This window comes from Cognaticolwellia aestuarii (assembly GCF_002000025.1).
Taxonomy (GTDB): Bacteria; Pseudomonadota; Gammaproteobacteria; order Enterobacterales; family Alteromonadaceae; genus Cognaticolwellia; species Cognaticolwellia aestuarii.
On sequence record NZ_MUZV01000002.1, the window covers coordinates 390,284 to 414,556 of the forward strand.

General features: G+C 40.4%; 19 protein-coding genes and 1 riboswitch. Of the genes, 8 read left to right on the forward strand and 11 right to left on the reverse strand.

Going from position 1 to position 24,273, the window contains the following annotated elements:
• Nucleotides 1-253 precede the first annotated feature (253 nt).
• From B0169_RS04990 to B0169_RS05010, 5 genes are all read left to right on the forward strand, one after another.
• The gene (locus tag B0169_RS04990; RefSeq protein WP_077284842.1) at nt 254-1,792 is read left to right on the forward strand and encodes a Re/Si-specific NAD(P)(+) transhydrogenase subunit alpha; all 1,539 of its coding nucleotides are present in this window, start codon (nt 254-256) and stop codon (nt 1,790-1,792) included.
• A gap of 10 nt (nt 1,793-1,802) precedes the next feature.
• Nucleotides 1,803-3,212, forward strand: coding sequence for a Re/Si-specific NAD(P)(+) transhydrogenase subunit beta (pntB, locus tag B0169_RS04995; RefSeq protein WP_077284843.1), 1,410 nt, complete (start codon nt 1,803-1,805; stop codon nt 3,210-3,212).
• Between the two features lie 465 nt (nt 3,213-3,677).
• Nucleotides 3,678-5,084 (forward strand): alanine/glycine:cation symporter family protein, encoded by a 1,407-nt coding sequence (locus B0169_RS05000; protein WP_077284899.1) that lies wholly within the window; start codon nt 3,678-3,680, stop codon nt 5,082-5,084.
• 185 nt (nt 5,085-5,269) lie between these two features.
• Entirely contained in the window at nt 5,270-6,598 is a 1,329-nt protein-coding gene (locus B0169_RS05005) for a DEAD/DEAH box helicase (RefSeq protein ID WP_077284844.1), read from the forward strand.
• 44 nt (nt 6,599-6,642) lie between these two features.
• Nucleotides 6,643-7,281, forward strand: a complete 639-nt coding sequence (locus tag B0169_RS05010; protein WP_077284845.1) for a hypothetical protein — start codon at nt 6,643-6,645, stop codon at nt 7,279-7,281.
• A 54-nt stretch (nt 7,282-7,335) separates the two neighbouring features.
• Here B0169_RS05010 and B0169_RS05015 read toward each other — a convergent pair whose 3' ends face one another.
• Nucleotides 7,336-8,235, reverse strand: coding sequence for a GGDEF domain-containing protein (locus B0169_RS05015; RefSeq protein WP_077284846.1), 900 nt, complete (start codon nt 8,233-8,235; stop codon nt 7,336-7,338).
• A gap of 341 nt (nt 8,236-8,576) precedes the next feature.
• Between B0169_RS05015 and B0169_RS05020 the strand changes: the two genes are divergently transcribed.
• The gene (locus B0169_RS05020; protein ID WP_143323473.1) at nt 8,577-10,544 is read left to right on the forward strand and encodes a cation:proton antiporter; all 1,968 of its coding nucleotides are present in this window, start codon (nt 8,577-8,579) and stop codon (nt 10,542-10,544) included.
• Between the two features lie 73 nt (nt 10,545-10,617).
• Here the strand turns inward: B0169_RS05020 and B0169_RS05025 are convergent, their stop codons facing one another.
• From B0169_RS05025 to B0169_RS05070, 10 genes are all read right to left on the reverse strand, one after another.
• Nucleotides 10,618-11,769 carry a patatin-like phospholipase family protein gene (locus B0169_RS05025; RefSeq protein WP_077284848.1) on the reverse strand — a complete coding sequence of 384 codons (1,152 nt, stop codon included), beginning with the start codon at nt 11,767-11,769 and terminating at the stop codon, nt 10,618-10,620.
• Between the two features lie 214 nt (nt 11,770-11,983).
• The gene (locus B0169_RS05030; protein WP_077284849.1) at nt 11,984-12,343 is read right to left on the reverse strand and encodes a DUF3718 domain-containing protein; all 360 of its coding nucleotides are present in this window, start codon (nt 12,341-12,343) and stop codon (nt 11,984-11,986) included.
• 65 nt (nt 12,344-12,408) lie between these two features.
• Nucleotides 12,409-12,507, reverse strand: a riboswitch (cyclic di-GMP riboswitch).
• Between the two features lie 238 nt (nt 12,508-12,745).
• Nucleotides 12,746-13,402 (reverse strand): 3-oxoacid CoA-transferase subunit B, encoded by a 657-nt coding sequence (locus tag B0169_RS05035; RefSeq protein WP_077284850.1) that lies wholly within the window; start codon nt 13,400-13,402, stop codon nt 12,746-12,748.
• A 16-nt stretch (nt 13,403-13,418) separates the two neighbouring features.
• Nucleotides 13,419-14,123 (reverse strand): CoA transferase subunit A, encoded by a 705-nt coding sequence (locus B0169_RS05040; RefSeq protein ID WP_077284851.1) that lies wholly within the window; start codon nt 14,121-14,123, stop codon nt 13,419-13,421.
• A 124-nt stretch (nt 14,124-14,247) separates the two neighbouring features.
• Nucleotides 14,248-15,165 carry a hydroxymethylglutaryl-CoA lyase gene (locus B0169_RS05045; RefSeq protein ID WP_077284852.1) on the reverse strand — a complete coding sequence of 306 codons (918 nt, stop codon included), beginning with the start codon at nt 15,163-15,165 and terminating at the stop codon, nt 14,248-14,250.
• Nucleotides 15,165-17,177, reverse strand: a complete 2,013-nt coding sequence (locus tag B0169_RS05050) for an acetyl/propionyl/methylcrotonyl-CoA carboxylase subunit alpha (protein WP_077284853.1) — start codon at nt 17,175-17,177, stop codon at nt 15,165-15,167. Before B0169_RS05050 ends, B0169_RS05045 begins: the two co-directional genes overlap by 1 nt.
• Before the next feature lie 4 nt (nt 17,178-17,181).
• Nucleotides 17,182-18,048 carry an enoyl-CoA hydratase/isomerase family protein gene (locus B0169_RS05055; protein WP_077284854.1) on the reverse strand — a complete coding sequence of 289 codons (867 nt, stop codon included), beginning with the start codon at nt 18,046-18,048 and terminating at the stop codon, nt 17,182-17,184.
• Between the two features lie 13 nt (nt 18,049-18,061).
• A complete protein-coding gene (locus tag B0169_RS05060) occupies nt 18,062-19,669 on the reverse strand; it encodes a carboxyl transferase domain-containing protein (RefSeq protein ID WP_077284855.1) in 1,608 nt (535 codons plus the stop codon).
• A 268-nt stretch (nt 19,670-19,937) separates the two neighbouring features.
• Entirely contained in the window at nt 19,938-21,107 is a 1,170-nt protein-coding gene (locus tag B0169_RS05065) for an isovaleryl-CoA dehydrogenase (RefSeq protein ID WP_077284856.1), read from the reverse strand.
• 83 nt (nt 21,108-21,190) lie between these two features.
• On the reverse strand, nt 21,191-21,583 hold the full coding sequence (locus B0169_RS05070; protein WP_077284857.1) for a MerR family transcriptional regulator: 393 nt from the start codon (nt 21,581-21,583) through the stop codon (nt 21,191-21,193).
• Between the two features lie 317 nt (nt 21,584-21,900).
• Between B0169_RS05070 and B0169_RS05075 the strand changes: the two genes are divergently transcribed.
• Nucleotides 21,901-23,085 carry an acetyl-CoA C-acyltransferase gene (locus B0169_RS05075; RefSeq protein WP_077284858.1) on the forward strand — a complete coding sequence of 395 codons (1,185 nt, stop codon included), beginning with the start codon at nt 21,901-21,903 and terminating at the stop codon, nt 23,083-23,085.
• 228 nt (nt 23,086-23,313) lie between these two features.
• Nucleotides 23,314-24,084 (forward strand): hypothetical protein, encoded by a 771-nt coding sequence (locus B0169_RS05080; protein WP_077284859.1) that lies wholly within the window; start codon nt 23,314-23,316, stop codon nt 24,082-24,084.
• Nucleotides 24,085-24,273: the final 189 nt, after the last annotated feature.

The following is a 24,273-nucleotide window of genomic DNA, read 5'->3' on the forward strand; positions in this document are numbered from 1 at the left end:
ATCTATTATTGCTATAGCGCAAACTAGACCTTTGGGCTATAGCAAATAAAGTTATATCAGCTAGCTTATAGCGAAAATAGATAAGCTTGATGTATGAAAATTGAGCGAACAATGGTAAAACATTAGTCTAATTAGTCTAATTAATTAGAATTTTAACATTCAGTTGAATGAAATACTGGGCAAGTAAAAACAAGAAAACAAACTATTTACTTTACTTACTAACAGTATTTTTGTGATGAAATAAAGGTGATTTATGATTATTGGTATACCGAAAGAAACATTATTAGGTGAAAACCGAGTCGCTAGTGCGCCAACAGCAGTAGCGGATTTACTCAAGCTAGGCTTTGAAGTGCAAGTACAAAAAGGTTGCGGCACTAAAGCAAGTTTTACCGACCAAGAGTTTATTGAGGCAGGGGTGAGTGTTGTTACCAAAAAAAATGTTTGGCAGTCTGATATTATTTTTAAAGTAAATCCACCGAGTATCGACGAAGTTGAATCGATGAAAGACGGAGCAAAACTGATCAGCTTTATTGCGCCGGCTCAAAATGCCGATATTTTAACGGCATTAAAAGATAAAAGTATTACTACTTTAGCCATGGAAATGGTGCCAAGAATGACCCGCAGCCAATCAATGGACGCGTTAAGCTCTATGGCGAATATTGCAGGTTATCGTGCTGTCATTGAAGCGACCCATCATTTTGGCCGTTTTTTGACTGGCCAAATAACGGCAGCAGGTAAAATGCCTCCGGCTAAAGTCATGATTATTGGTGCCGGTGTTGCGGGGTTAGCTGCAATTGGCACCGCCAGTAGTTTGGGGGCTATTGTGCGCGCCTTTGATACTCGACCTGAAGTGAAAGAACAAATTGAAAGTATGGGGGCAGAGTTTCTCGAGCTTGACTACGAAGAGCCTGAAGATACTGGCTCTGGTGATGGTTACGCTAAAGAAATGAGTAAAGCTTTTATCGATGCGGAAATGGCGCTGTTTGCTGAGCAAGCAAAAGATGTTGATATTATTATAACCACTGCGATGATCCCAGGAAAGCCTGCGCCTAAGTTGATTACAACTGCTATGGTTGAGTCGATGAAAACTGGCAGTATCGTTGTTGATTTGGCGGCGGCAGGCGGCGGTAACTGTGAGTTAACTCAAGCAGGTAAGGTTGTGAATGCTAATGGCGTTAAAATCATCGGTTATACCGATTTAGTGTCACGATTACCGAATCAATCGTCACAATTGTATGCTAATAATTTGGTTAGTTTGGCGAAACTGTTGTGTAAAGAAAAAAACGGTTTATTCAATATAGATTTTGATGACGTTGTTATTCGCAATATGACGGTTGTTAAAGATAATGAGATAACTTTCCCACCACCACCTATTCAAGTCAGTGCCGCTCCTGCTAAGGCAAAAGCTGATACTAAGCAAGCCGTTGAAGTAAAACAAGAGCAACCAATGAGTTCGGGGAAAAAACACGCTTTTATGGCTGCGGGTGCTTTACTTTTTGCTTGGGTTGCGAGCGTTGCTCCGGCTGATTTTCTATCACACTTCACGGTTTTTGTTCTCGCTTGTGTTATTGGTTACAACGTCGTTTGGAATGTTAGTCATTCGCTGCATACGCCGCTGATGAGTGTCACTAATGCGATATCAGGCATTATTGTTGTTGGTGCTATTTTACAGGTTGGTAACAGTAACCCACTTATTCAAGTACTTGCTGGTGTTGCGATACTTATCGCGACGATCAATATTGTTGGTGGCTTTGTGGTCACGAAACGTATGTTAAAAATGTTTAGAAAATAAGGGCGATGTAATGGAATTTTCTCAAGGTTTAATCAGTGCCGCTTATATTCTAGCAGCGTTATTATTTATTTTTAGTTTGTCAGGGTTGAGCAAACAACAAACGGCAGAAACAGGTAATTGGTACGGTATTGTCGGTATGTCTATTGCGCTTATTGCCACCATTGCGGATCCGCGAGTTGACAATGTCTGGATAATTTTAGTGACGATGCTCATTGGTGCGGCTATTGGCCTGAAATTGGCGAAAAAAGTTGAAATGACACAGATGCCAGAGTTAGTGGCTATTTTACACAGTTTTGTTGGTTTAGCTGCAGTACTCGTTGGGTTCAATAGCTATTTTGAAATGGATCATTCTGCAATGGCTAATATTACAATTACAGCTAGCCAACAAATGGCGACCAATATTCACTTAGTTGAAGTATTTCTTGGCGTATTTATTGGTGCGGTAACCTTTACAGGCTCAATTGTTGCCTTTGCTAAGTTACGTGGCATTATCAATTCTGCTGCTTTAATGTTGCCTCATCGACATAAATTAAACTTAGCAGCCGGCGTTATATCATTTATCTTGATGGTGCTTTTTGTCCAACAAGGTGGTGGAGATAACCTACTTTATTTAATGGCATTAATTGCTTTTGTTTTTGGTTGGCATTTGGTGGCGTCAATTGGCGGCGCTGATATGCCGGTGGTTGTTTCTATGCTTAATTCCTATTCAGGGTGGGCTGCTGCTGCTGCCGGCTTTATGCTTAACAATGACTTATTAATTGTCACTGGTGCATTAGTAGGTTCATCAGGGGCAATCTTGTCTTACATTATGTGTAAAGCGATGAACCGCTCGTTTATTAGCGTCATTGCCGGTGGCTTTGGTACTGACGTGGTCATTGATACCGATACCGATTATGGCGATCACGTTGAGATTAATGCAGAAGCAGTTGCTGATATGTTAAACGGTGCAAAATCAGTAATTATTACCCCAGGTTACGGTATGGCGGTAGCACAAGCACAGTACCCTGTTTATGAAATGACACAAGCTTTGAAAGCCAAAGGCATTGATGTGCGTTTTGCTATTCATCCCGTTGCGGGTCGATTACCGGGCCATATGAACGTACTCTTAGCAGAAGCTAAAGTGCCTTATGACATAGTGTTAGGTATGGAAGAGATTAACGAAGACTTTGCTGAAACTGATGTGGTATTGGTGATCGGTGCAAATGATACGGTAAACCCTGCGGCGGCTGAAGATCCCACTAGTCCAATTGCTGGCATGCCAGTACTTGAAGTCTGGCATGCGAAAAATGTTGTGGTATTCAAGCGCTCGATGGCGGCAGGTTATGCTGGTGTACAAAATCCACTGTTTTTTAAAGATAACACGCAAATGTTATTCGGCGACGCCAAAGACTCTGTAGAAGAGATATTTAAAGCGCTTTAGTAATGAATCAATAACATATGTGCTCAAAGTTCAAATGCCGATAATACTTATCGGCATTTTTGTGTTTACGCTCGGTAATTACTCCCTTATTTATTATTTTTCACCTTCGCGCCTTGATGGTAGTTTACGCACTTATTTATTTTATTCTCCCTGACAGTAATAAAGTTATTTATCTGCTAAGCAATTTTGTTAAGCTGTTCAAAATAAAAATTAATTAGTTAACCTCAATTTGAGTCGTATGTTTAGTTTACTTAATCAGCTACTTATCTAGCTAACGCTGATAAAGTCGATATAACTTATAAACTTACGTCTAATTCAATATGACTTTTATATTAATCACTCAGGTGATTTTGCCATGTTTTAATCTTGGTATAGTTTAAGTCGTTTGAAAAACAAGCAGAGTTACAACTAGCAACAAATTCTTCGGAGAATAGCGTGGTAGAACCCAGTGTAATCGAGCCCAGTATTATTGAATTATGGGTTGGCACTATTAACGGTTATTTATGGGGCAGTATTTTAATCTATCTGCTCACTGCTTGTGGTATTTGGTTTACTATTCGTTTGAAAGGTCTACAAATTAGACGCTTCTTTCATATGTTTACCATTTTAAAATCCAGTCGAAAAAGCTCCACTCATGGCATATCTTCTTTTCAAGCCTTATGTACGTCGTTAGCGGCACGAGTAGGTACGGGTAACTTAATGGGCGTGGCAGTTGCTATCTCGTTAGGGGGAGCGGGTGCTGTTTTTTGGATGTGGCTAATTGCGTTAGTTGGCATGGCAACCGCTTTTGCTGAGAGTGCGTTAGGGCAACTTTATAAAGAGCGTGACAGTAATGGTAACTTCCGTGGTGGACCGGCTTATTATATGAGTAAAGGCTTAAAAAATAAAAAGCTCGCGGTAACTTTTTCTCTGTGTTTGTTTTTTGGTTATGGTTTTGTTTTTAGTGCAGTACAAGCAAACTCTATTACCAGTGCATTTAATGGTTCGTACGGCTTTGATCCTTTTTATACTGGTATTGTTATCACTATTGCCGCAGCGTTTATTGTGTTGGGTGGACTGAAAAATATTGCTCGTTTTGCTGAGCTAACCGTTCCTTTTATGGGGCTGCTCTACATTATTGTTTGTTTGGTGGTTATCTGGCTAAATATTGAAAAAGTCCCTATGGTTATTAGCGATATCTTCGCTTCGGCATTTGGCTTAAAAGAAGCGGGTAGTGGTTTGGTTGGTGCAGCTATCGTGCAAGGTATTAAACGAGGTTTATATTCAAATGAAGCGGGTATGGGTAGTTCACCTAATGCTGCTGCCGCTGCAGAGCCTTTTCCGCCTCATCCCGTTTCTCAAGGGTATATTCAAATGTTAGCGGTCTTTTTCGATACCATTGTTATCTGTTCTTGTACGGCTATTTTGATATTACTGTTCAAGGATACTGGCAGCCAAGCACAAGGCATTCAATTAACGCAACAAGCGCTTGCTTATCAAGTTGGCGCTTGGGGTAGCGACTTTATTACGATTGCAATATTGTTATTTGCTTTTACCTCGATTGTTGCCAATTATGCTTATGCAGATAATAACTTGAAGTACTTAAAAATGGATAATATGCAAGGGCGTTGGTTCCTGCGTGTTGGCTTTTTATTAATGTTGGTATTCGGCTCTGTGGCGACATTGCCTGAGGTTATTGCACTTGCTGATTTATCAACCGGCTTAATGACGATTGTTAATGTTAGTGCTTTATTTATGCTTTCTGGTGTGGTGGTAAAAATAACCAAAGATTACCACCAGCAGCAAGATAAAGGTTTGTTACCTACCTATCAGCCAGATGAAAAAGAACAGCAAGCGTTCAATTTAACCCAAGGGATTTGGCAAAAAAAATAATCTGGTGAGCAAGTATACATTATAAACAACCTATGGAGTTGGCACTAGCAAGCGTACTTAATTATTGGTGGAATATTTAATAGCAACAACTGGCAACAAAGCTGCTATAATCCGCGCCTTAATATTTTGGTGCTCTGCTATTTAGCTAGGTACGTTGTTTATGATAATACAGAAATGGTGATGTGATGAGTGTGGATGCAATAGGTTTATCGGCTAATTTACTAAAAGCGGTAAAAGCATGCGGTTATAAAAATTTAACGCCAATTCAACAACAAGCCATTCCTGTTATTCGCACAGGTGTCGATGTTTTAGCTAGTGCTCAAACGGGCACCGGTAAAACAGCTGCATTTACTTTGCCTATTCTTGATGCTTTAGCGAAAAAAGTTAAACCTAATGCCGATGGTTTTGATACTACCACAACAGTTAAAGCGTTAATTTTAACGCCAACTCGTGAATTAGCAGCACAAGTGGCTGAGAATGTAAAAACCTACAGTGAGTTTTTACCTTTGCGCTCTGGTGTGGTTTTTGGTGGTGTTAATATGCCGCCACAAACAAAAATGTTGAAAGCGGGCGTTGATGTTTTAGTGGCAACACCTGGTCGTTTAATTGAGCACCTTGAACAACGTAATTTAGATGTATCACAAGTACAGTTTCTTGTGCTTGATGAAGCTGATCGTATGTTAGATATGGGCTTTTATAACGATATTGAACGTGTGGTTGCTATGATTAAAGCAAAGCATCAAACTTTAATGTTCTCTGCAACATTTTCAAATAAAGTTAAAACGTTAGCGAAGAAAATACTTAAAACGCCGAAAACAATTGAAGTAGCACGTCAAAACTCCACGTCAGGCAAAGTAAAACAATCAGTGTATTGGGTTTCTGAAACACGAAAAGCTGAATTGTTGTCTGAGTTGATCGGTGTTAACAACTGGCAACAAGTGTTAGTTTTTGCCGGTACAAAAGAAAGTGCTAATATTTTAGCAAAAGAATTAAAGCTTGATGGTATCAAAACCGCTTTATGCCATGGTGATAAAACACAAGGTGCCCGTAATAAAGCATTAGAACAGTTTATCGACGGTAGTGTTCGTGTATTAGTTGCTACTGATGTTGCTGCCCGAGGCTTGGATATTGCCGATTTACCTTACGTGGTTAATTTCCATTTACCCTTTTTGGCAGAAGATTATGTTCACCGCATTGGTCGAACGGGCCGTGCGGGTAAATCAGGTACAGCCATTTCATTGGTAAGTCCAAAAGACGAACAATTTCTTGATAATATTGAAGCACTAATTGAACGTAAGTTTGAGCGTATAATTGTTCCAGGTTATGAGTTAGATCGCGCTTTACCTGGGCAATATGATGCAAAAGAAGATGCGCCATTGAAGAAGAGTCGTTATAAAGCGACACAAGAGAAAAACCAACTGTTAGCGCGTAAAAAAGAAAGCGCAACACCGGCGGCAAAACGTCGAGCTAAATCACAAAAACAAAAAAACAAAAGCCTTGGAAAAAGACGTTAATGGTGTTTAACTCTGGTGTTATTAAGCACAAAAAATAATCCATAATGTCTGAATACAATTGTTTTATTGAAGTACCTTTTCAAAATAGACATCAATGCTGGTTCTGTGCCGAACCAGCAGCAAGTCATTTTACTTTTCCACATCAAGCACATGTCATTTTTGATTGTCCACATCCCAAGTTAACAGTACCAAGTTGTAGCGAATGCTTAGATGCAGCCCTCAAAGCTAAAGTGAGGAGTATTTGGCAAGTGTCACAACAAGTGAAAAAGTTTTTGATGAGAAAGTATAAGAAAGACTTAGCGATTGGCTTAAACTGGACACGTGAAGAGCTTGCAGATGCTGGCTTTGAAGGTGGTAGTTTTTCTGGTTTTCAAAAAAGCGCTTGGTTTATGTATGAAGTGGCTAAACAGCGAGTGAATTTTTTCGGTTGGCCGCTTATCCTTGATGGTGTCGAGATAACGTCAGAAGGTGATAGCGAAAGTTTTAACTTTGACGGGGTTTGTTATCCTAGCATTGAAGAGGCTATTGAATATTACTGTGATAATTTTCGTCTAGACGCAGTGTTTTTCCGTCAAATATTGGCAAAAACTGGCCCAGATAAGTTTGCCCAAGCGGTAAGATTTTGCCGCTTGTACATTGCTGCCACACCTGCCGAGAAATCACGTGCATTACATGATTTCTAAAGTAACACCTAGCTATCTTAGTAGTTTCCTTTTTTATAGGGAAGTTATTAATCCTTAGCTTTGTTGTGAAACTATGCTCAGCTTGCGTGGAATGTTCATTTTTTGTGAGTATAACGCGGTATCTGCACGTTCAAAAAAGCTAGTCGCATTGTCAGCTTTATTCATAAATGCTAGGCCTAAGCTGCTGGTAACATTATACTTTGCCAAGAGTGCATCTTGTGACATAGCTTGATAAATTCGTTGCTCAATAACCATTAATGATTGCTGACAAGCATCGCCGATAATAATTGCAAATTCATCACCACCGAAGCGAAAAATACAATCGGTATCGCGCACACTTTGACGTAATGCTTGAGCAAAATGCACTAGCACACTATCACCGATAACGTGGCCAAAAGAGTCATTAATGGCTTTAAATTTATTTAAATCACATAGAATTAAGCCAACACGAGTGTGTCGACGAGCCGCTTGAGCCATAGTTCGTTTAATTTGTTCGTCAAAACTTCGACGGTTACCTAACTGTGTTAAACCGTCTTGCATAGCTAATTGCATCGCTTGATGGTATTTAACGGCATTGTTTAAGGGGTTTACCAGCAGCTGATGTAATTCATTGAGTATTTCATAGTTAGCAATACTTATCGGCATATTGACGGCATAAGTTATCATGCCAAAAAATTGGCCATTAAGTTTTAATTCAAACTGACGTTCAGCTTTGGCTTGCCTACTGCCGCGAGCGGTGGCACTTACATCGGTATGTTTGAAATAAATACCAGTAAAATCAAGATACTTTGCTACTTCAACCGAAAAAATATTTATCAGCTTTTTAACATCCAATGTTGTTTGTAATTGTTCCAGTAAAGCCAGATTCCGCTGGCTTTGCTGTTCATTATGTTGAAATAATGTGAAGGCATTAAATTTGGCGTTAGGATGATTAACAACATTGACAGTTCGCATACTTTTTCCTAGCAATTTTGACGATATAACTTTCTTAACTTAGCTAAAGCAAAAAGCATACCGATCTATAAATTGTCTAATATTATCTTAATGACTCGAGTCAACAGTTGTTTTTAGCAGGATTGGTAGTGTTCATCAGTTGCACTTTTACCTGCGTATTATATTAAGCAATACTTGTTAAGTTGCCGCTTTTAATTATATTTTTCTGCTAGTTAAAGAAAAAAATTTAGACAAGGTTGCTAGTGCAAGGCTACACTTAATGTGGTCCATTTGCTTCATTATAAGCGGAGCAGCTGAGTAGCGTCGTAATTACCCGTTTTACCATCTTGTAAGGAATACATGTGACAAGTCATCTTGAGTTACTCGCAATATTATCCAGTGCCGTTTTAATTGTTTGGCTTTTCCGTCGTTTGCAGTTGCCTGCAATCTTGGCATATCTAGTTGCCGGCGTTTTGGTGGGCGAGCACGGTTTAGCCCTAGCACAAGAGCATGTTGATTATGACCACTTTGCTGAACTGGGTATTGTATTTCTTCTGTTCACCCTTGGACTTGAGTTTTCATTACCTAAGCTCGTGGCAATGCGACACCTTGTGGTGACTGTTGGTAGCTTACAAGTTGGCATTTCACTTGTCATTTTTATGCTCGTCGCGATGCTATTAGGACAAAGTTTTGCTGCCGCAATTACTATTGGCGGCATATTGGCGTTATCTTCAACAGCGATCGTGATAAGGCAACTCAGTGAAAGTGGTGGCATGAAGAAAAAGTCAGGGCAACTCTCTGTTGCTGTGTTACTTTTTCAAGATGTTGCCGTGGTACCACTATTAATTGTTATCCCTTTGCTTGCTCAAGGCGGCGACTCATCTTTTCTTTTAGCACTACTTTTTGCTTTAGTGAAAGGGGTGTTTGTTGTTTCATTGTTGCTACTAGCGGGCAAATGGGTGTTACCTCGGTTATTTAATTTAGTGGCGCAAGTAAGAACCGATGAGCTGTTTGTCTTAACGACATTGTTAGTGACATTAGTGGCGTCAGCATTAACACAATGGTTTGGCCTTTCAATGGCATTAGGTGCTTTTTTAGCCGGAATGATGCTAGGTGAAAGCCAATATAAACATCAACTTGAAGCAGATATTAGGCCTTATAGAGATATTTTATTAGGTTTATTCTTTGTCACTGTTGGCATGAAACTTAATATCGGGGTAGTGTTTTCATCGCCATTACTGATTATTGTTTTGTTGGTTTGTTTTATGGTCGTTAAAGTGTTGGTGGTTGTGTTGCTAGCAAAGCGAGCTGGAGAGTCACCTAAAGACGCTTGGGCCGCAGGCATTATGTTAGCGCAAATGGGCGAGTTTGGTTTTGTTCTGATTGCTTTAGCTAGCCAAGTCGAAATTTTACCTGAAACTACCGCGTCAATTTTATTAGGAACTGGTGTGCTAAGTATGGCAATAACACCTTATATGATCAGCCATGCCCGTACTTGGGCATTATGGCTCAGCCGAGAAAAACAATTTGATACCAATACACTTGAGCAATTACCTAATAATACGACGTTAAGCGATCATGTTATTATTTGTGGTTTTGGTCGTATTGGACAAACCGTGAGTCGCTTTTTAAAGCAAGAATCAATTGATTTTGTTGCTATCGATATTGACCCATTAAGGACAACTAAAGCACGAGAAGCAGGTGAAAATGTACTTTTTGGCTCTTCACGACAAGCCGAGTTACTACATGCCGCGCATTTGTCAAAAGCAAAGCTTGTAGTCATTGCGTTTGGCGAAGATAAACAATCACTGGATGTTATTCAGAAGGTGCGCTCTTTAGCGCCTGATGTGCCTATTTTAGTTAGGACGCGTAATGATGATCAGTTAGACGAGTTGCATGCTGCAGGCGCTAATGAAGTAGTGCCTGAGAGCTTAGAAGGGAGTTTAATGCTTGTATCGCAAGTATTGTCGTTGACTGGGGTGCCTTTTTCCAGAATAGTTCGCCGTGTGCAAAAAGAACGAAAAAATCACTACAATCATTTACATGGCTTTTTTCAAGGTGAACATACCGATATGAGTCCTGAAGCGATTGATCGTATTGAGTTTGCTCATGCTATTATTATATCAGAGCAATCATTTGCTAATGGCCACTCTATTGGCTCATTAAAGCTTGATGAACGTCGAGTTGTTGTTGTGGCACTAAGGCGCGATGAGATTGAAACTGAAGCGCCTGATATTAGTATTATCTTACAACCACAAGATACATTGATTGTCCGTGGCAAGCCTAGACGAGTAGAGCGCGCAGAGCGCTTTGTACAAGAAGGGCATTAACATAATCGTTAATTACTTGTAATGACATGCCATCAACGGTTACCTCATTTATTTTTTACTGCAACTGCTAGCATTATATTTTGAGAAACTGGCGGATTTTAGCTTCTTGCTCTAGTGCGTCATTAAAGCCTAGGTTTATTAATTCTTTGCAGTAGTTTTTTTCGAAAAGTAAGTAACTTAGTAAACTCGATTCTGCATCATTACTAATGCCAATGCCACGCAGAAGCAGGCGTATTGGCAAAGGTAATTTGTCATAATATTTAACGGCAATACTGTTAAAGTTATGACTCGGGTTAAGCAAATAAGAGTCGATATTCTTTAAACCTGTAGCATTTTTTTTATGCTCATCAGGAATTAACGATAAAGTATGATTAACCCGCTCCATACGCTCAATATCACTTTGTAGAGTATCAGAGAAAACTGAATCTAGTAGATGACCAGCAATGGATGCTGTTGTCGGGGGATGAGGATTGTTCTCTTCTGCATGGATGGGATCTTTAGGCTGCTCAACACCCACAATAAATATTTTTTCCGCGCCTAAATGAATCGCAGGACTCAACGGGGATAACTGATGCACAGAGCCGTCGCCTAAATGGTTATGGCGTATTTTTACTGATGGAAATACTAATGGAATAGCCGCGGATGCCATCAAGTGTTGGCTATTTAATTGTGTTGGCTCTCCACGACGTTTAGCTCTGAACCAAGGAGAGATAGACTCTTCAGATTGGAAAAAGCTAATAGAGTTGCCGCTAGTATAGCTTGATGCCGTTACGGATACCGCAGATAAGTAGCCACGTCGAATATTGGTATCAATGCGATTAAAGTCGACTACAGTTTCCAACAGTTGTTTGAGCGGAGCATTGTTTAATAAACTTCTGGCGCTTTTATTTGCGTAATCAGCTTGAAAGCCGCCAAGTATCCCAGCAATTAAATGGCTAGACACACGCATAGCATCACTGTGATAAATACGACCAGGATCGAGATTTTTCCATACCCATTCCAATTTTTTAACCGCCAATTGAAAACATGAAGCGTAACAAGCGAGTGCAGTTGAATTGATTGCACCTGCCGAGGTACCACAAATAATTGGAAAGGGCACACCATGGTTACGTGGCATAAACTTAGCTATCGCAGATAAAACCCCGACCTGATAGGCTGCACGTGCGCCACCACCAGTTAATACAAGGGCATTATTACTGTTGATATAGCTGCGTTTATTTGTCATTAAATTAACCAAGTGAATTAAAATCGTGTTGTTGGGCGTGATTTTAATCAGTTTTCGAAAGGGTAGCTAGTTGAATTGAAGAAATTTTATTGATTTTGGTAAATGACAAGAAAAAAGGGTCAGCAAATGCTGACCCTTTTAATGACATAAGAATTATTAACTAGTAAAACATTGAACTTACACTAAGTATAAACGCCTACTGGAAAATAAATTTCTAGCTGCTAACGCGTTCGTTTGCAGCGTCGATTAATGGTTGCGATCCATTTTGAATAAGTGCTAAGTTAGCTGAAACAGTTTTCTTTGGTAATTTACTAATCATCAAAGAGCCCGTTGCAATTGAACCTCTAGTAGCAGCAAATTCTAACAAGTTTTGCCCATTACACTGAATACCGTCAAAGATATTACGAATTTTTAATTTATTCGACTTTAAGAATGAACGCATACGTTTCTTGTCGTCAGCGGCAACATACTCACATACACTTTGTGCAATGTCAGCGGCTTGCGCTTTCGGCGCAGATATAATAGACGTCATAGTTAAAGCAGTCATGGTAGTAACTAGTAATAATTTTTTCATTTTAATAACCTTTTATAATGCAAGTAGAGTTAGTAAAAGAAAAAACCACAGGATGTACCTAATAACACGGTAACTCCGCTGTCATAGATAAATATAAAATTATATAAACCCTTAGACCGGTGGTTTTGCGTAACACGTTTTCGCGTGTCTTGCCTTTTCTTTGTCAATTTCAGTATTACCAAAACTGTAGTAAATTGCAACCTATTTGTGATTAAACGTAACGCTGTGGCAGGTGTTAATTTGATTAATTCATTAATAAACAATGCTTTATTATTGGCTGTCTGTGCTGGATTTAGTAAGACAAAAAGTACTGTAACAGGTAATGCTGAAAGTATATCAATGTTAAAAAAAGGGGCTAAGCCCCTAATGTTTATCTGTGTGTCTAAAAAGTGTCTTACAAGCTTAGAAGCTCATTTCAGGTATATCACCTTCAACAACTAATTCACCTTCTGTTAATTTTACAATCTCTTCTACTGATACGCCCGGCGCACGTTCAAGTAGGTAAAATTTACCATTTTTGATTTCAATGAACGCTAAGTCAGTCAGTACTTTTTTAATACAACCTTTGCCCGTTAACGGCAACGTACAATTACTTAATAGCTTAGATACGCCATGCTTAGACGCATGTGTCATAGTCACAATAATATTATCAGCGCCCGCAACTAAATCCATTGCACCGCCCATGCCTTTGATTAGCTTACCCGGGATCATATATGAGGCAATGTTACCGTTTACATCGACTTCAAATGCACCTAAAACCGTTAAATCAACGTGCCCACCACGGATCATGGCAAAAGATTCCGCTGAATCAAAAATGGATGCCCCCGTTGCCATAGTAACGGTTTGCTTACCGGCGTTGATTAAGTCAGCATCAATTTCTGCTTCAGTAGGAAACTGCCCCATACCGAGAAGACCATTTTCAGATTGCAGCATAACCTCCATGCCTTCAGGTACGTAGTTTGCTACGAGCGTTGGAATACCTATGCCTAAATTAACGTAGTAACCATCTTGCAGCTCTTGTGCAACGCGTTGTGCTAATTGTTCTCTTGATAAAGCCATAAATTACTCCTTTTACCTATGCGTCGCTGCGAACAGTGCGTTGTTCTATGCGTTTTTCAAATGAACCTAAAATTAAGCGGTTTACGTAAATTCCTGGTGTATGAATGTGATCAGGGTCTAACTCGCCCGGCTCAACAATTTCTTCGACCTCTACCACGGTAATTTTACCGGCGGTTGCGGCTAATGGATTAAAGTTACGTGCCGTTTTTCTAAAGACTAAATTCCCGTATCGGTCGGCTTTCCATGCTTTGACAATAGCAAAGTCGCCTTTAATTGCCGGTTCTAAAATGTAATGTCTGCCATCAAACTCACGTTCTTCTTTGCCTTCTGCAACGGGAGTCCCGTAACCTGTAGCGGTGTAAAAAGCAGGTATACCCGCACCACCAGCACGCATCTTTTCGGCTAACGTACCTTGAGGGGTTAATTCAACTTCCAATTCACCGTTCATCATTTGGCGTTCGAATTCAGCATTCTCGCCTACGTATGAGGCAATAATTTTTTTGATTTGACGATCAGGAAGTAAAATACCTAGGCCGAAATCATCAACACCACAGTTATTTGAAACTACAGTTAAGCCTTTAGTGCCTTTACGTTTAATTTCACTAATTAAGTTCTCTGGAATGCCGCATAATCCAAAGCCGCCAGCAATTACGGTCATGTTGTCTTCAAGACCTGCCATAGCTTCTTCATAGCTTGACACTACCTTGTCAAATCCTGCCATTGTTTATTCCTCATTGATAAGTTTTTATTGTTACTGTTAGCGTTACTTAAATCGCTATTTTTATTTTTACTTATATTTTTACACTGAGTTTAGCGACATCACTAAACTCAGTTTTACATTCAGCTTATTTAGCGCGATATGCTGTCGATACTTTTGATATTGGCGCTTTACCTAATTTATCGCTAATAAACCAACCTGCCGCTAATAGCTTGTCAAAATCAATACCTGTTTCTATACCTAAACCATTAAGCAGATATAAAACATCTTCGGTAGCAACATTACCTGATGCGCCTTTAGCATATGGGCAACCACCTAAACCTGCAATAGCACTATCGACCACCATAACACCGGCCTGTAATGCAGTGTAAATGTTTGTTAACGCTTGGCCATATGTATCATGAAAGTGTACTGCTAATTTATTCATAGGGACGTGGGTGTTTACCGCTTGGATCATCTTAGCCACGCTCGCTGGAGTGCCAACACCAATCGTGTCACCTAATGATATTTCGTAGCAGCCCATGTTGTAGAGTTTTTCTGCAACCATAGCGACTTGCTCAGGTTCAATAAAACCGTCATATGGACAACCAACAACACAAGAAACATAGCCGCGTACGGGAATATTAGCGGCTTTTGCTGCCTGCATTATTGGCTCAAAGCGCTGTAAGCTTTCTTCGATTGAACAATTAATATTTTTCTGACTGAAAGCTTCGGATGCGGCGCCAAAAATGGCCACTTCATTGGCATTAACTGCCATTGCTGCCTCAAAGCCTTTCATATTAGGCGTTAATGCTGCGTACGTAACACCTTCATTGCGTTTAATACCATTGAAAACATCGGTTGACGTAGCCATTTGTGGCACCCATTTAGGTGAAACAAAGCTACCACTTTCAATATAGTTGACACCAGCATCAGCCAGCTGATCAATTAAGGCTATTTTATCTTCAGCACTAATCTGTACTTTCTCGTTTTGCAGACCATCGCGTGGTCCTACTTCAACAATCTTTACTTGAGTAGGCAATAAAGAGTTTGCTAGGTTAGTCATTATGCTTCCTCGGCACTAAAGGCTATTAATTCAGCGCCACCGTCAACCATATCACCTGCGTTATAGTAAATGGTATCGACAACGCCATTACTTGGCGCACGAATAGTGTGCTCCATTTTCATTGCTTCCATGATCATCAACGGTTGTTCTGCAGTGACGGTATCGCCTGCCTTAACTAATACCGCGACCATAGTACCGTTCATTGGTGCGACTAAGCCGCCATGACTATCATCGCTACTGTTATCACCACAATCAGGTAAAATATGGGTGAAGTTAAAAACACCGTTTTGATGATAAAGGCTAATTTGTGTGCCATTTTGAGCGATAGTGGCATGACTGCGGTAACCGTCGATACTGACATACAAAGTATCGTTGTCGATACGACCTTGGCAATCTACCGTTTGACCATCAACAGTGATCAAATAGTAACTACCGCTACCTTGACGTTTTTGTTCGACAGTAATTGGATATTCCGTGCCATGATGAGCAAGCACCATATGATGAATGCTGGCCTCGTTTAAGCGCCATGCGTTGGTCATGTTCCAAGGTGAGAATGGGTCGTTAGTCTTAGCTGCGCTCAATTGTGCTTGATGAGCTTGTGCTAAAACTAAATACAACGCTGCCATAGGTAATTCACCAGCTAGGGCTTGCTCACTCTCATGGAAAATAAGATCTTGATTTTTTTCGATAAAACCTGTGTCGATATCAGCATTAACAAAAGGTGCTGATGTTGCTAAGTTATACAGAAAATCTATGTTAGTTGTCACACCACTGATACGATATTCAGATAGTGCTTTTGCCATACGTTGTAGGGCTTTTTCACGACTTTCATCCCAAACAATTAGCTTGGCAATCATTGGGTCGTAAAATACGCTCACGTCGTCGCCTTGGCGAACACCGGTATCAACACGAACAAATTCACTTTCTAGTGGTGGTTGTAAAAAATCTAAGGTGCCTGTTGCAGGTAAAAAGTCGTTGTTAGGATCTTCAGCATAGATACGTGCTTCAAACGCATGACCAGTAATTTTTAACTCATGCTGTGCTTTGGGTAACACTTCACCTGCAGCTACGCGCAGTTGCCACTCAACAAGATCTTGACCGGTAATTAACTCAGTAACAGGGTGTTCAACTTGCAGGCGAGTGTTCATTTCCATAAAGTAAAATGAACCATCAATATCAAGTAAAAATTCAACCGTACCGGCACCTTGGTAACCAATAGCTTGTGCTGACTTTATCGCCGACTCACCCATTTTAGCGCGAAGTTCTTCACTCATGCTAAATGCTGGCGCTTCTTCAATGACCTTTTGATGACGGCGTTGTACAGAACAATCGCGCTCAAAAAGGTAAACGGCATTTTGGTGATTATCGCAAAATACTTGAATTTCAACGTGGCGTGGTTGTGTTAAGTACTTTTCAACCAACATAGTATCGTCGCCGAATGAAGACTTAGCTTCACGTTTAGCCGCAGCGAAGCCTTCCGAAAATTCATCTTCGCTCCATACTTGACGCATACCTTTACCGCCGCCACCAGCGGTCGCTTTTAGTAAAACTGGGTAACCCATATCGTCAGCAGCTTTTTTAATAACGGCTTCTGATTGGTCATCACCGTGGTAGCCAGGCACAAGGGGTACTTGAGCCGCTTCCATTATGTTCTTAGCAGCCGATTTTGAGCCCATGGCTTCAATTGCGGCAACTGGAGGACCAATAAAGGTAATACCTTCAGCCGCACACATACGACAGAAATCGGCATTCTCTGAAAGAAAACCGTAACCTGGATGAATAGCCTGTGCGCCGGTACGTTTAGCGGCTTCGATGACTTTTTCAGATAACAAGTAACTTTCACGTGAAGGCGAGCCGCCAATATGAATAGCTTCATCAGCCATATTGACATGTAAAGCGTCAGCATCAGCATCAGAATAAACAGCGACAGTTAAAATGCCCATTTTACGAGCCGTTTTAATAACACGACAAGCAATTTCGCCGCGGTTGGCAATTAGTATTTTAGTAAACATGAGTTTATCCTTCGCCTTTATTTAATAATTTTTTTTGTGAAACGTTTGGTGGCGTTAATGCAGCTTGCCAAGTAGGTTGGCGTTTCTCGAAAAATGCCGTTAAGCCTTCTTGACCTTCGCTTGATACGCGGATTGCTGCAATACGTTCACTGGTCATATCAATTAGAGTTTCATCGATATCTTGATAAGCGACATCAAGTGCTAATTGCTTAGCTTGGCGCACCGCTAATGGGCCATTAGCCAGTAATGTTTGTGTCATTTTCTCCACTGCAGCGTCTAAGTCTGCTACTGGTAGTATTTCGTCAACTAACCCTAACTGTTGGGCTTTATCAGCAAAAAATCGTTCAGCAGTTTGGAAATAACGTCGACTGGCTTTTTGACCAATGGCATTCACTACATACGGGCTAATGGTGGCTGGAATTAACCCTAATTTAACTTCACTTAAACAAAAGCTAGCTTTTTCACTGGCCAGTACAATATCACAGCAACTAGCTAAACCGACTGCACCACCAAACGCTGCACCTTGCACTTTGGCTATGGTAGGTTGTGGTAAAAAGTTAAGGTTTTTTAACATTTGGGCGAGCGCGTTTGCATCAGATAAATTCTCTTGATAAGAATAAGAAGCCATACGCTTCATCCAGCCTAAATCAGCACCAGCAGAGAAGCTTTTTCCGGTTGACGCAAGCACCATCACCTTGATGCCATCGCATTGAGCAATATCATTAAATAGCTGACTTAACGCAGCAATAATGGTGTCATCAAAGGCATTATGCTTATCAGGGTTGTTCATGGTAACGGTTGCTACGCCGTTACTGTCAACATCAAACAAGACTTTTTCACTTGGACTTTTTATATGTATGGGTGTAAACATCGTCAACTTACCTCTACATTCTAAACAGACCAAACTTGGTCTCTTCAATCGGTTTATTTAGTGATGCCGATATAGCTAAGCCAAGCACTTGACGAGTATCTGCTGGATCAATTACGCCATCATCCCATAAACGGGCTGAAGCATAATAAGGGTGACCTTGGTGTTCATAATCATCAATAATCGGTTGTTTAAATTCAGCTTCTTCTTGTTCACTCCATTGCTCACCACGTTTTTCTTTTTGGTCACGTTTTACTTGCGCCAATACGCCGGCGGCTTGTTCGCCACCCATCACAGAGATACGTGAATTTGGCCACATGAATAAGAAGCGAGGATCATAAGCTCGACCACACATGCCGTAGTTACCAGCACCAAAGCTACCACCAATTAAAATGGTGAACTTAGGGACTTGCGCGGTGGCAACCGCGGTGACCATTTTAGCGCCGTGTTTTGCGATACCACCGGCTTCATATTGTTGACCTACCATAAAACCGGTGATGTTTTGTAAAAATACCAGTGGAATTTTTCGTTGTGCACAAAGTTCGATAAAATGAGCGCCTTTTTGCGCTGATTCACCGAATAAAATCCCATTATTAGCGACAATGCCCACAGGGTAGCCGTAAATATGCGCAAAACCACAGACTAAAGTTGTGCCATATAAGGCTTTAAACTCATCGAATTCACTACCATCAACCACGCGGGCAATGATTTCACGAACATCGAATGGCTGGCGAGAATCTTTTGGTACGATACCGTAAACTTCTTCAGTAGCATAAGCTGGCTCAGCTACTGCTTTAATTGCCATTTGCACAGGTTTAACACGGTTTAAGTTTGAAATAGCGCTACGAGCAATTTCTAATGCGTGATGATCATTTTGTGCCATGTGATCAGCCACACCAGAGGTGCGACAATGTACGTCTGCGCCGCCTAAGTCTTCAGCGCTCACCACTTCACCGGTGGCCGCTTTGACTAATGGTGGCCCTGCCAAGAAAATAGTGCCTTGTTCTTTGACAATAATTGACTCATCAGCCATGGCAGGCACATATGCACCGCCAGCAGTACATGAGCCCATAACAACCGCAATTTGTGGAATACTTTGCGCTGACATATTGGCCTGGTTGAAGAAAATACGACCAAAATGCTCTTTATCTGGGAAAACATCGTCTTGGTTTGGTAGGTTGGCACCGCCTGAGTCAACAAGGTAAATGCAAGGTAGGTTATTTTCTTGTGCGATAGTTTGTGCACGTAAATGTTTTTTTACTGTTAAAGGGTAATAAGTTCCGCCTTTAACTGTCGCGTCGTTAGCAACAATAATACACTCTTGGCCACCTACGCGGCCAATACCGGTGATAATGCCAGCAGCAGGAACGTTATCGTCATACACCTCATAAGCGGCTAATTGTGATAACTCTAGAAATGCAGAGCCAGGGTCGAGTAGGGCATAAACACGATCTCTTGGCAGTAACTTACCGCGCGATAAGTGACGTTCGCGACTGCGCTCACCGCCACCAAGCTTTATTTCTTCGAGTTTAACTTTTAAGTCATCAACTTGCAGTTGCATATGAGCAGCATTTTCGATGAACTCTGGGCTGCGGGGATTAATTTTCGATATTATCTTAGCCACGGTATAACCTTCTGTTTGTTGTACTTTTACTTCGTTAGCGTCTTTGAGTTAACAATGCACATTGATATTGTTCGATTGCACTACTTACGTGTTGTTAATCGTTTTCAATAGTAATAGTCACTGGGGGTAATCTTTATGATTGTTACCTTTTCACCATTCGACTTTCTCAAAGCCAATGACGCGAGTTCAAGGAAAATACTCAGCATAATTTGCCTATGTGTATTTTTGACATAGAAATCGCGTTTATTGGCAATGAGATAAAGTTAAATTAAACTGACTCGTTAAATAATTCACGACCTATCAGCATACGACGAATTTCTGAGGTACCAGCACCAATTTCATATAATTTAGCATCACGTAATAAACGCCCAGCAGGGAATTCGTTGATATAACCGTTTCCACCTAATAACTGAATAGCATCTAACGCCATTTTTGTTGCGAGTTCTGCAGAGTATAAAATAACGCCGGCAGCGTCTTTACGGGTAGTTTCACCGCGATCGGCCGCCATTGCACACATGTAAGCATAAGACTTAGCCGCGTTCATTTGTGTGTACATATCAGCAATTTTGCCTTGAATTAATTGAAACTCACCAATAGCTTGGCCAAATTGTTTTCTGTCATGAATGTAAGGAACAACGAGATCCATACAAGCATCCATAATACCTAAAGGACCACCAGTTAATACTAGGCGCTCGTAATCCAAGCCCGACATTAATACGCGAACACCTTTGCCTTCTTCACCTAATATATTTTCGGCAGGTACTTCACAATCTTGGAACACTAATTCACAAGTATTTGAGCCACGCATACCTAATTTGTCGAGTTTTTGATGGCGCGAAAAGCCTGGGTAATCACGCTCTACTATAAAAGCAGTGATGCCTTTTGAACCGGCACTGGTATCTGTTTTTGCATAAATAATATAAACATGGGCATCAGGACCGTTAGTGATCCACATTTTATTGCCATTAAGAATGTACTTATCGCCTTTCTTTTCAGCTGTTAGTTTCATGCTTACAACATCAGAGCCGGCGTTTGGCTCAGACATAGCTAGAGCACCAATATGTTCACCGCTACAAAGTTTTGGCAAGTATTTAGCTTTTTGTTCATGACTAGCATTTTTATTTAATTGGTTTAAGCACAGGTTTGACATAGCGCCGTAACTTAGACCAACAGAGGCGGAAGCACGTGAAATTTCTTGCATGGCAACCATGTGTTCTAAATAACCTAAGCCAGAACCACCATATTGTTCATCAACTGTCATACCCAATAAACCTAAGTCGCCAAATTTACGCCATAAGTCCATCGGAAATTCATTTTCTTTATCAATTTGCTCTGCACGAGGAGCGATTTCGTCACGAGCAAATGCGTTGACAGTATCGCGGATCATTTCAACAGTTTCGCCTAAGTTAAAATTCATTGATGAGAAAGTAGAAATCATAGTAGTACCTTTAATAATTATTGGTCGTGTTAACGCGCTTATTAAAATGCGTTAGCTGTTATTTTGTTTTCATTATCTATTGTTTAAGTATCAATAGACGCTAACGCGTTTTGACAGTTCTTTTCTAAACCTGTCAATTCAATTAATACCGCTTGTATATCTTCTAGTTGCTGATTTAAATCATTTTTTTTATTAGCAATTAAATCCATAATGGTTTTTAATTGTGTAGCACTCGACTTGTCAGCATCGTAAAGTTCAAACAAACGCCCAGTTTCTGCTAACGAAAACCCTAAGCGTTTACCACGCAGAATTAACTTTAGTCGAACTCTGTCTCTTTGGTTGTATATTCTTGTTTGACCTTTGCGAGTTGGCAGTATCAAGCCTTGATCTTCATAAAAACGGATACTGCGGGTCGTAATGTCAAATTCTCGGGCTAATTCGCCAATAGAGTAGGTGACAGGGGTTTTATTGCTCATTGTAATTACTCACAGTTAACTCGCTTTTTCATCTGTTGGATACCTTACAATAAGTTTACGTTAACGTAAAGTGCAAGTGCGTGGTTATATGTTTTTCAACTAACTACGTAAAAGCTAAGCGGTAAATTCCTCTGCAACTGTAAAGAATGTGAGGCAATTTTGCTGTAAACCCATTTAACTAAGACTAAAGACCCATAAAGTTTACGTTGGCGTAAAGCAAAATATGGGGTAATCTGTTGCGCAATTCTTATCGGTGATTGTCAGTGTTATCTGTGCAATATCGAGTTATGTCGAACAACACTTTGTCGGAGAGCTTTATGTCTACTCAAGATCCTATCGTTATTGTTGCTGCTAAACGTACCCCTATGGGTGGTTTTATGGGCGGTTTATCAGCAGTAAGTGCTACCACTTTAGGCGCTACTGCTATTCGTGGTGCTATGCAAGCTGCAAATTTATCCAATGATCAAGTTGATGAAGTGATCATGGGCTGTGTACTTCCTGCTGGTTTGAAGCAAGCACCTGCACGTCAAGCTGCATTAGAAGCCGACTTAGACCTTTCAACAGCTTGTACTACGATCAACAAAGTTTGTGGCTCAGGCATGAAAGCCGCTATGCAAGCACATGATGCACTACTAGCTGGCTCAATTGATGTTGCTATCGCTGGTGGTATGGAAAGTATGACTAATGCGCCACATTTATTACCTAAAGGACGCTCAGGTATTAAGATGGGTCATGGCCAAGTGCTTGATCACATGATGACTGACGGTTTAGAGAATGCTTATGACGGTATTGCTATGGGATGTTTCGCTCAAGAAACAGCTGACGAGTCAGCATTTAGTCGTGAAGATATGGACGCTTACGCCATTCGTTCTTTGGCACGTGCTAATGCAGCGATTGCTGATGGTGCATTCGTTAATGAAATAGCGCCAGTAACCATTAAGTCTCGTCGCGGTGATTCAGTGTTTGATATTGATGAGCAGCCGGGTAATGCGCGTCCTGACAAAATTCCTAGTTTACGTCCAGCATTTAAAAAGGACGGTACTATCACTGCAGCAAACTCAAGCTCAATTTCAGACGGTGCAGCGGCTTTAGTTATGATGAAACTGTCAGAAGCTCAAAAGCGCGGTTTAACACCATTATGTAAGATTGTTGCTCATGCAACACATGCTCAAAAGCCAGCTGAATTTACCGTTGCACCGGTCGGCGCTATGCAAAAAGTACTAGCTAAAGCTAATTGGACTGCAGCTGATGTTGATTTATTTGAAATCAATGAAGCTTTTGCTATGGTAACTATGCTGGGTATTAAGGCATTAGAGTTAGACGTAGAAAAAGTTAATGTTAACGGTGGTGCTTGTGCGTTGGGTCACCCGTTAGGTGCTAGTGGTGCACGTATCATGGTAACCTTAATCCACGCCCTGAAAAATAAAGGTTTAAGTAAAGGTCTTGCGTCTTTATGTATTGGTGGTGGTGAAGCTACTGCTATTGCAGTTGAAATGATGTAAATTTTTCTTTTAGATGTATTTAAAAGCCCACTGAATGTGGGCTTTTTTGATCTTATCTAAGGCTAACTGGCTCGGCATTAAGAGTCTTTGTAAGTACAGATAATAGCTAGGTATATTGAGTAAAAAGAAATATCCAGTAACATTTATATTTACCGTACTTATTGAATGAAGTACTAGATATTAGCTATAAATACGGTCAAAAATTTAAAAATAATAAATGGATAACTTATGAAATTTTATTGCAATCTACTCAAAGTGATAGGGCTACTGAGCTTTATTTTGACAGAAAAGGTATCTGCTGATGGCTTGTCTGACTTACAACAGGCGTTGCTAAAGTTGAACGGTAGCGAGCCAGTTTCAGGGTTATTAAATGTCTCTTTTGCAGAAACTCGAGGTGAAGGAAAAGATATAAAACTCAAAACAGGTGATATTAAATCAACACTCTCCGAAAGTGATAAAGGCTTAGATATCAGCTATTCCAAGGCAGTGTTAAGTCAAATAGCGCAAGAAAATCGTTTGAAACTAAATGATGAAGAAGCCGATACGCCAGTTTTAAATGGCGCTGAGATATTATCAGCATCTTCATTGATCCCCATTCTTTCATCGGCACAAACGATTTTAGATTATATTAAACAAGGAGAGTTTAAAGGTGAGAGTTTTGTGACTTACATGGATAAACAAGTACGGATACTCGACTTTGCATTACCGTTGGAAAGTTTCATTGATGATAAAAAAACGCGTGGTTATGTCAATAAATTTCAAGGCAGTTATCAAGTGCTCATTGATGATGATGGTACGCCTCTTGAAACGCGTAGGAGTTATTCTGGCAAGGGCAGTGCTTATATTTTTTTCTCCATGACAGCAGAAAGTCAAATTACTTCACAGTTTCAAATTCAAGGTACACGTTTAGTAAGGATAAACAAAACAGTAGAGTCTAATTCTTCCTCTACGTTCAATGACCGAACCTATACGGGGCGTTGGCAATTAGCTATTCACTAGATTATTTCATGGTGAGTGGCATGAGTTATCACCATACTTTATTTACTAATGAACAATTGTTAAAAGCGCCATAAGGTTGGCTAATACCTTGGTGCATGTTTATCGATGCTAGTTGTTAACATGCATAAGGTTGCTAGATTATAAGTAAATAGCTGTTAGTCATCAAATAAAGGCTAAACTATCTACCTG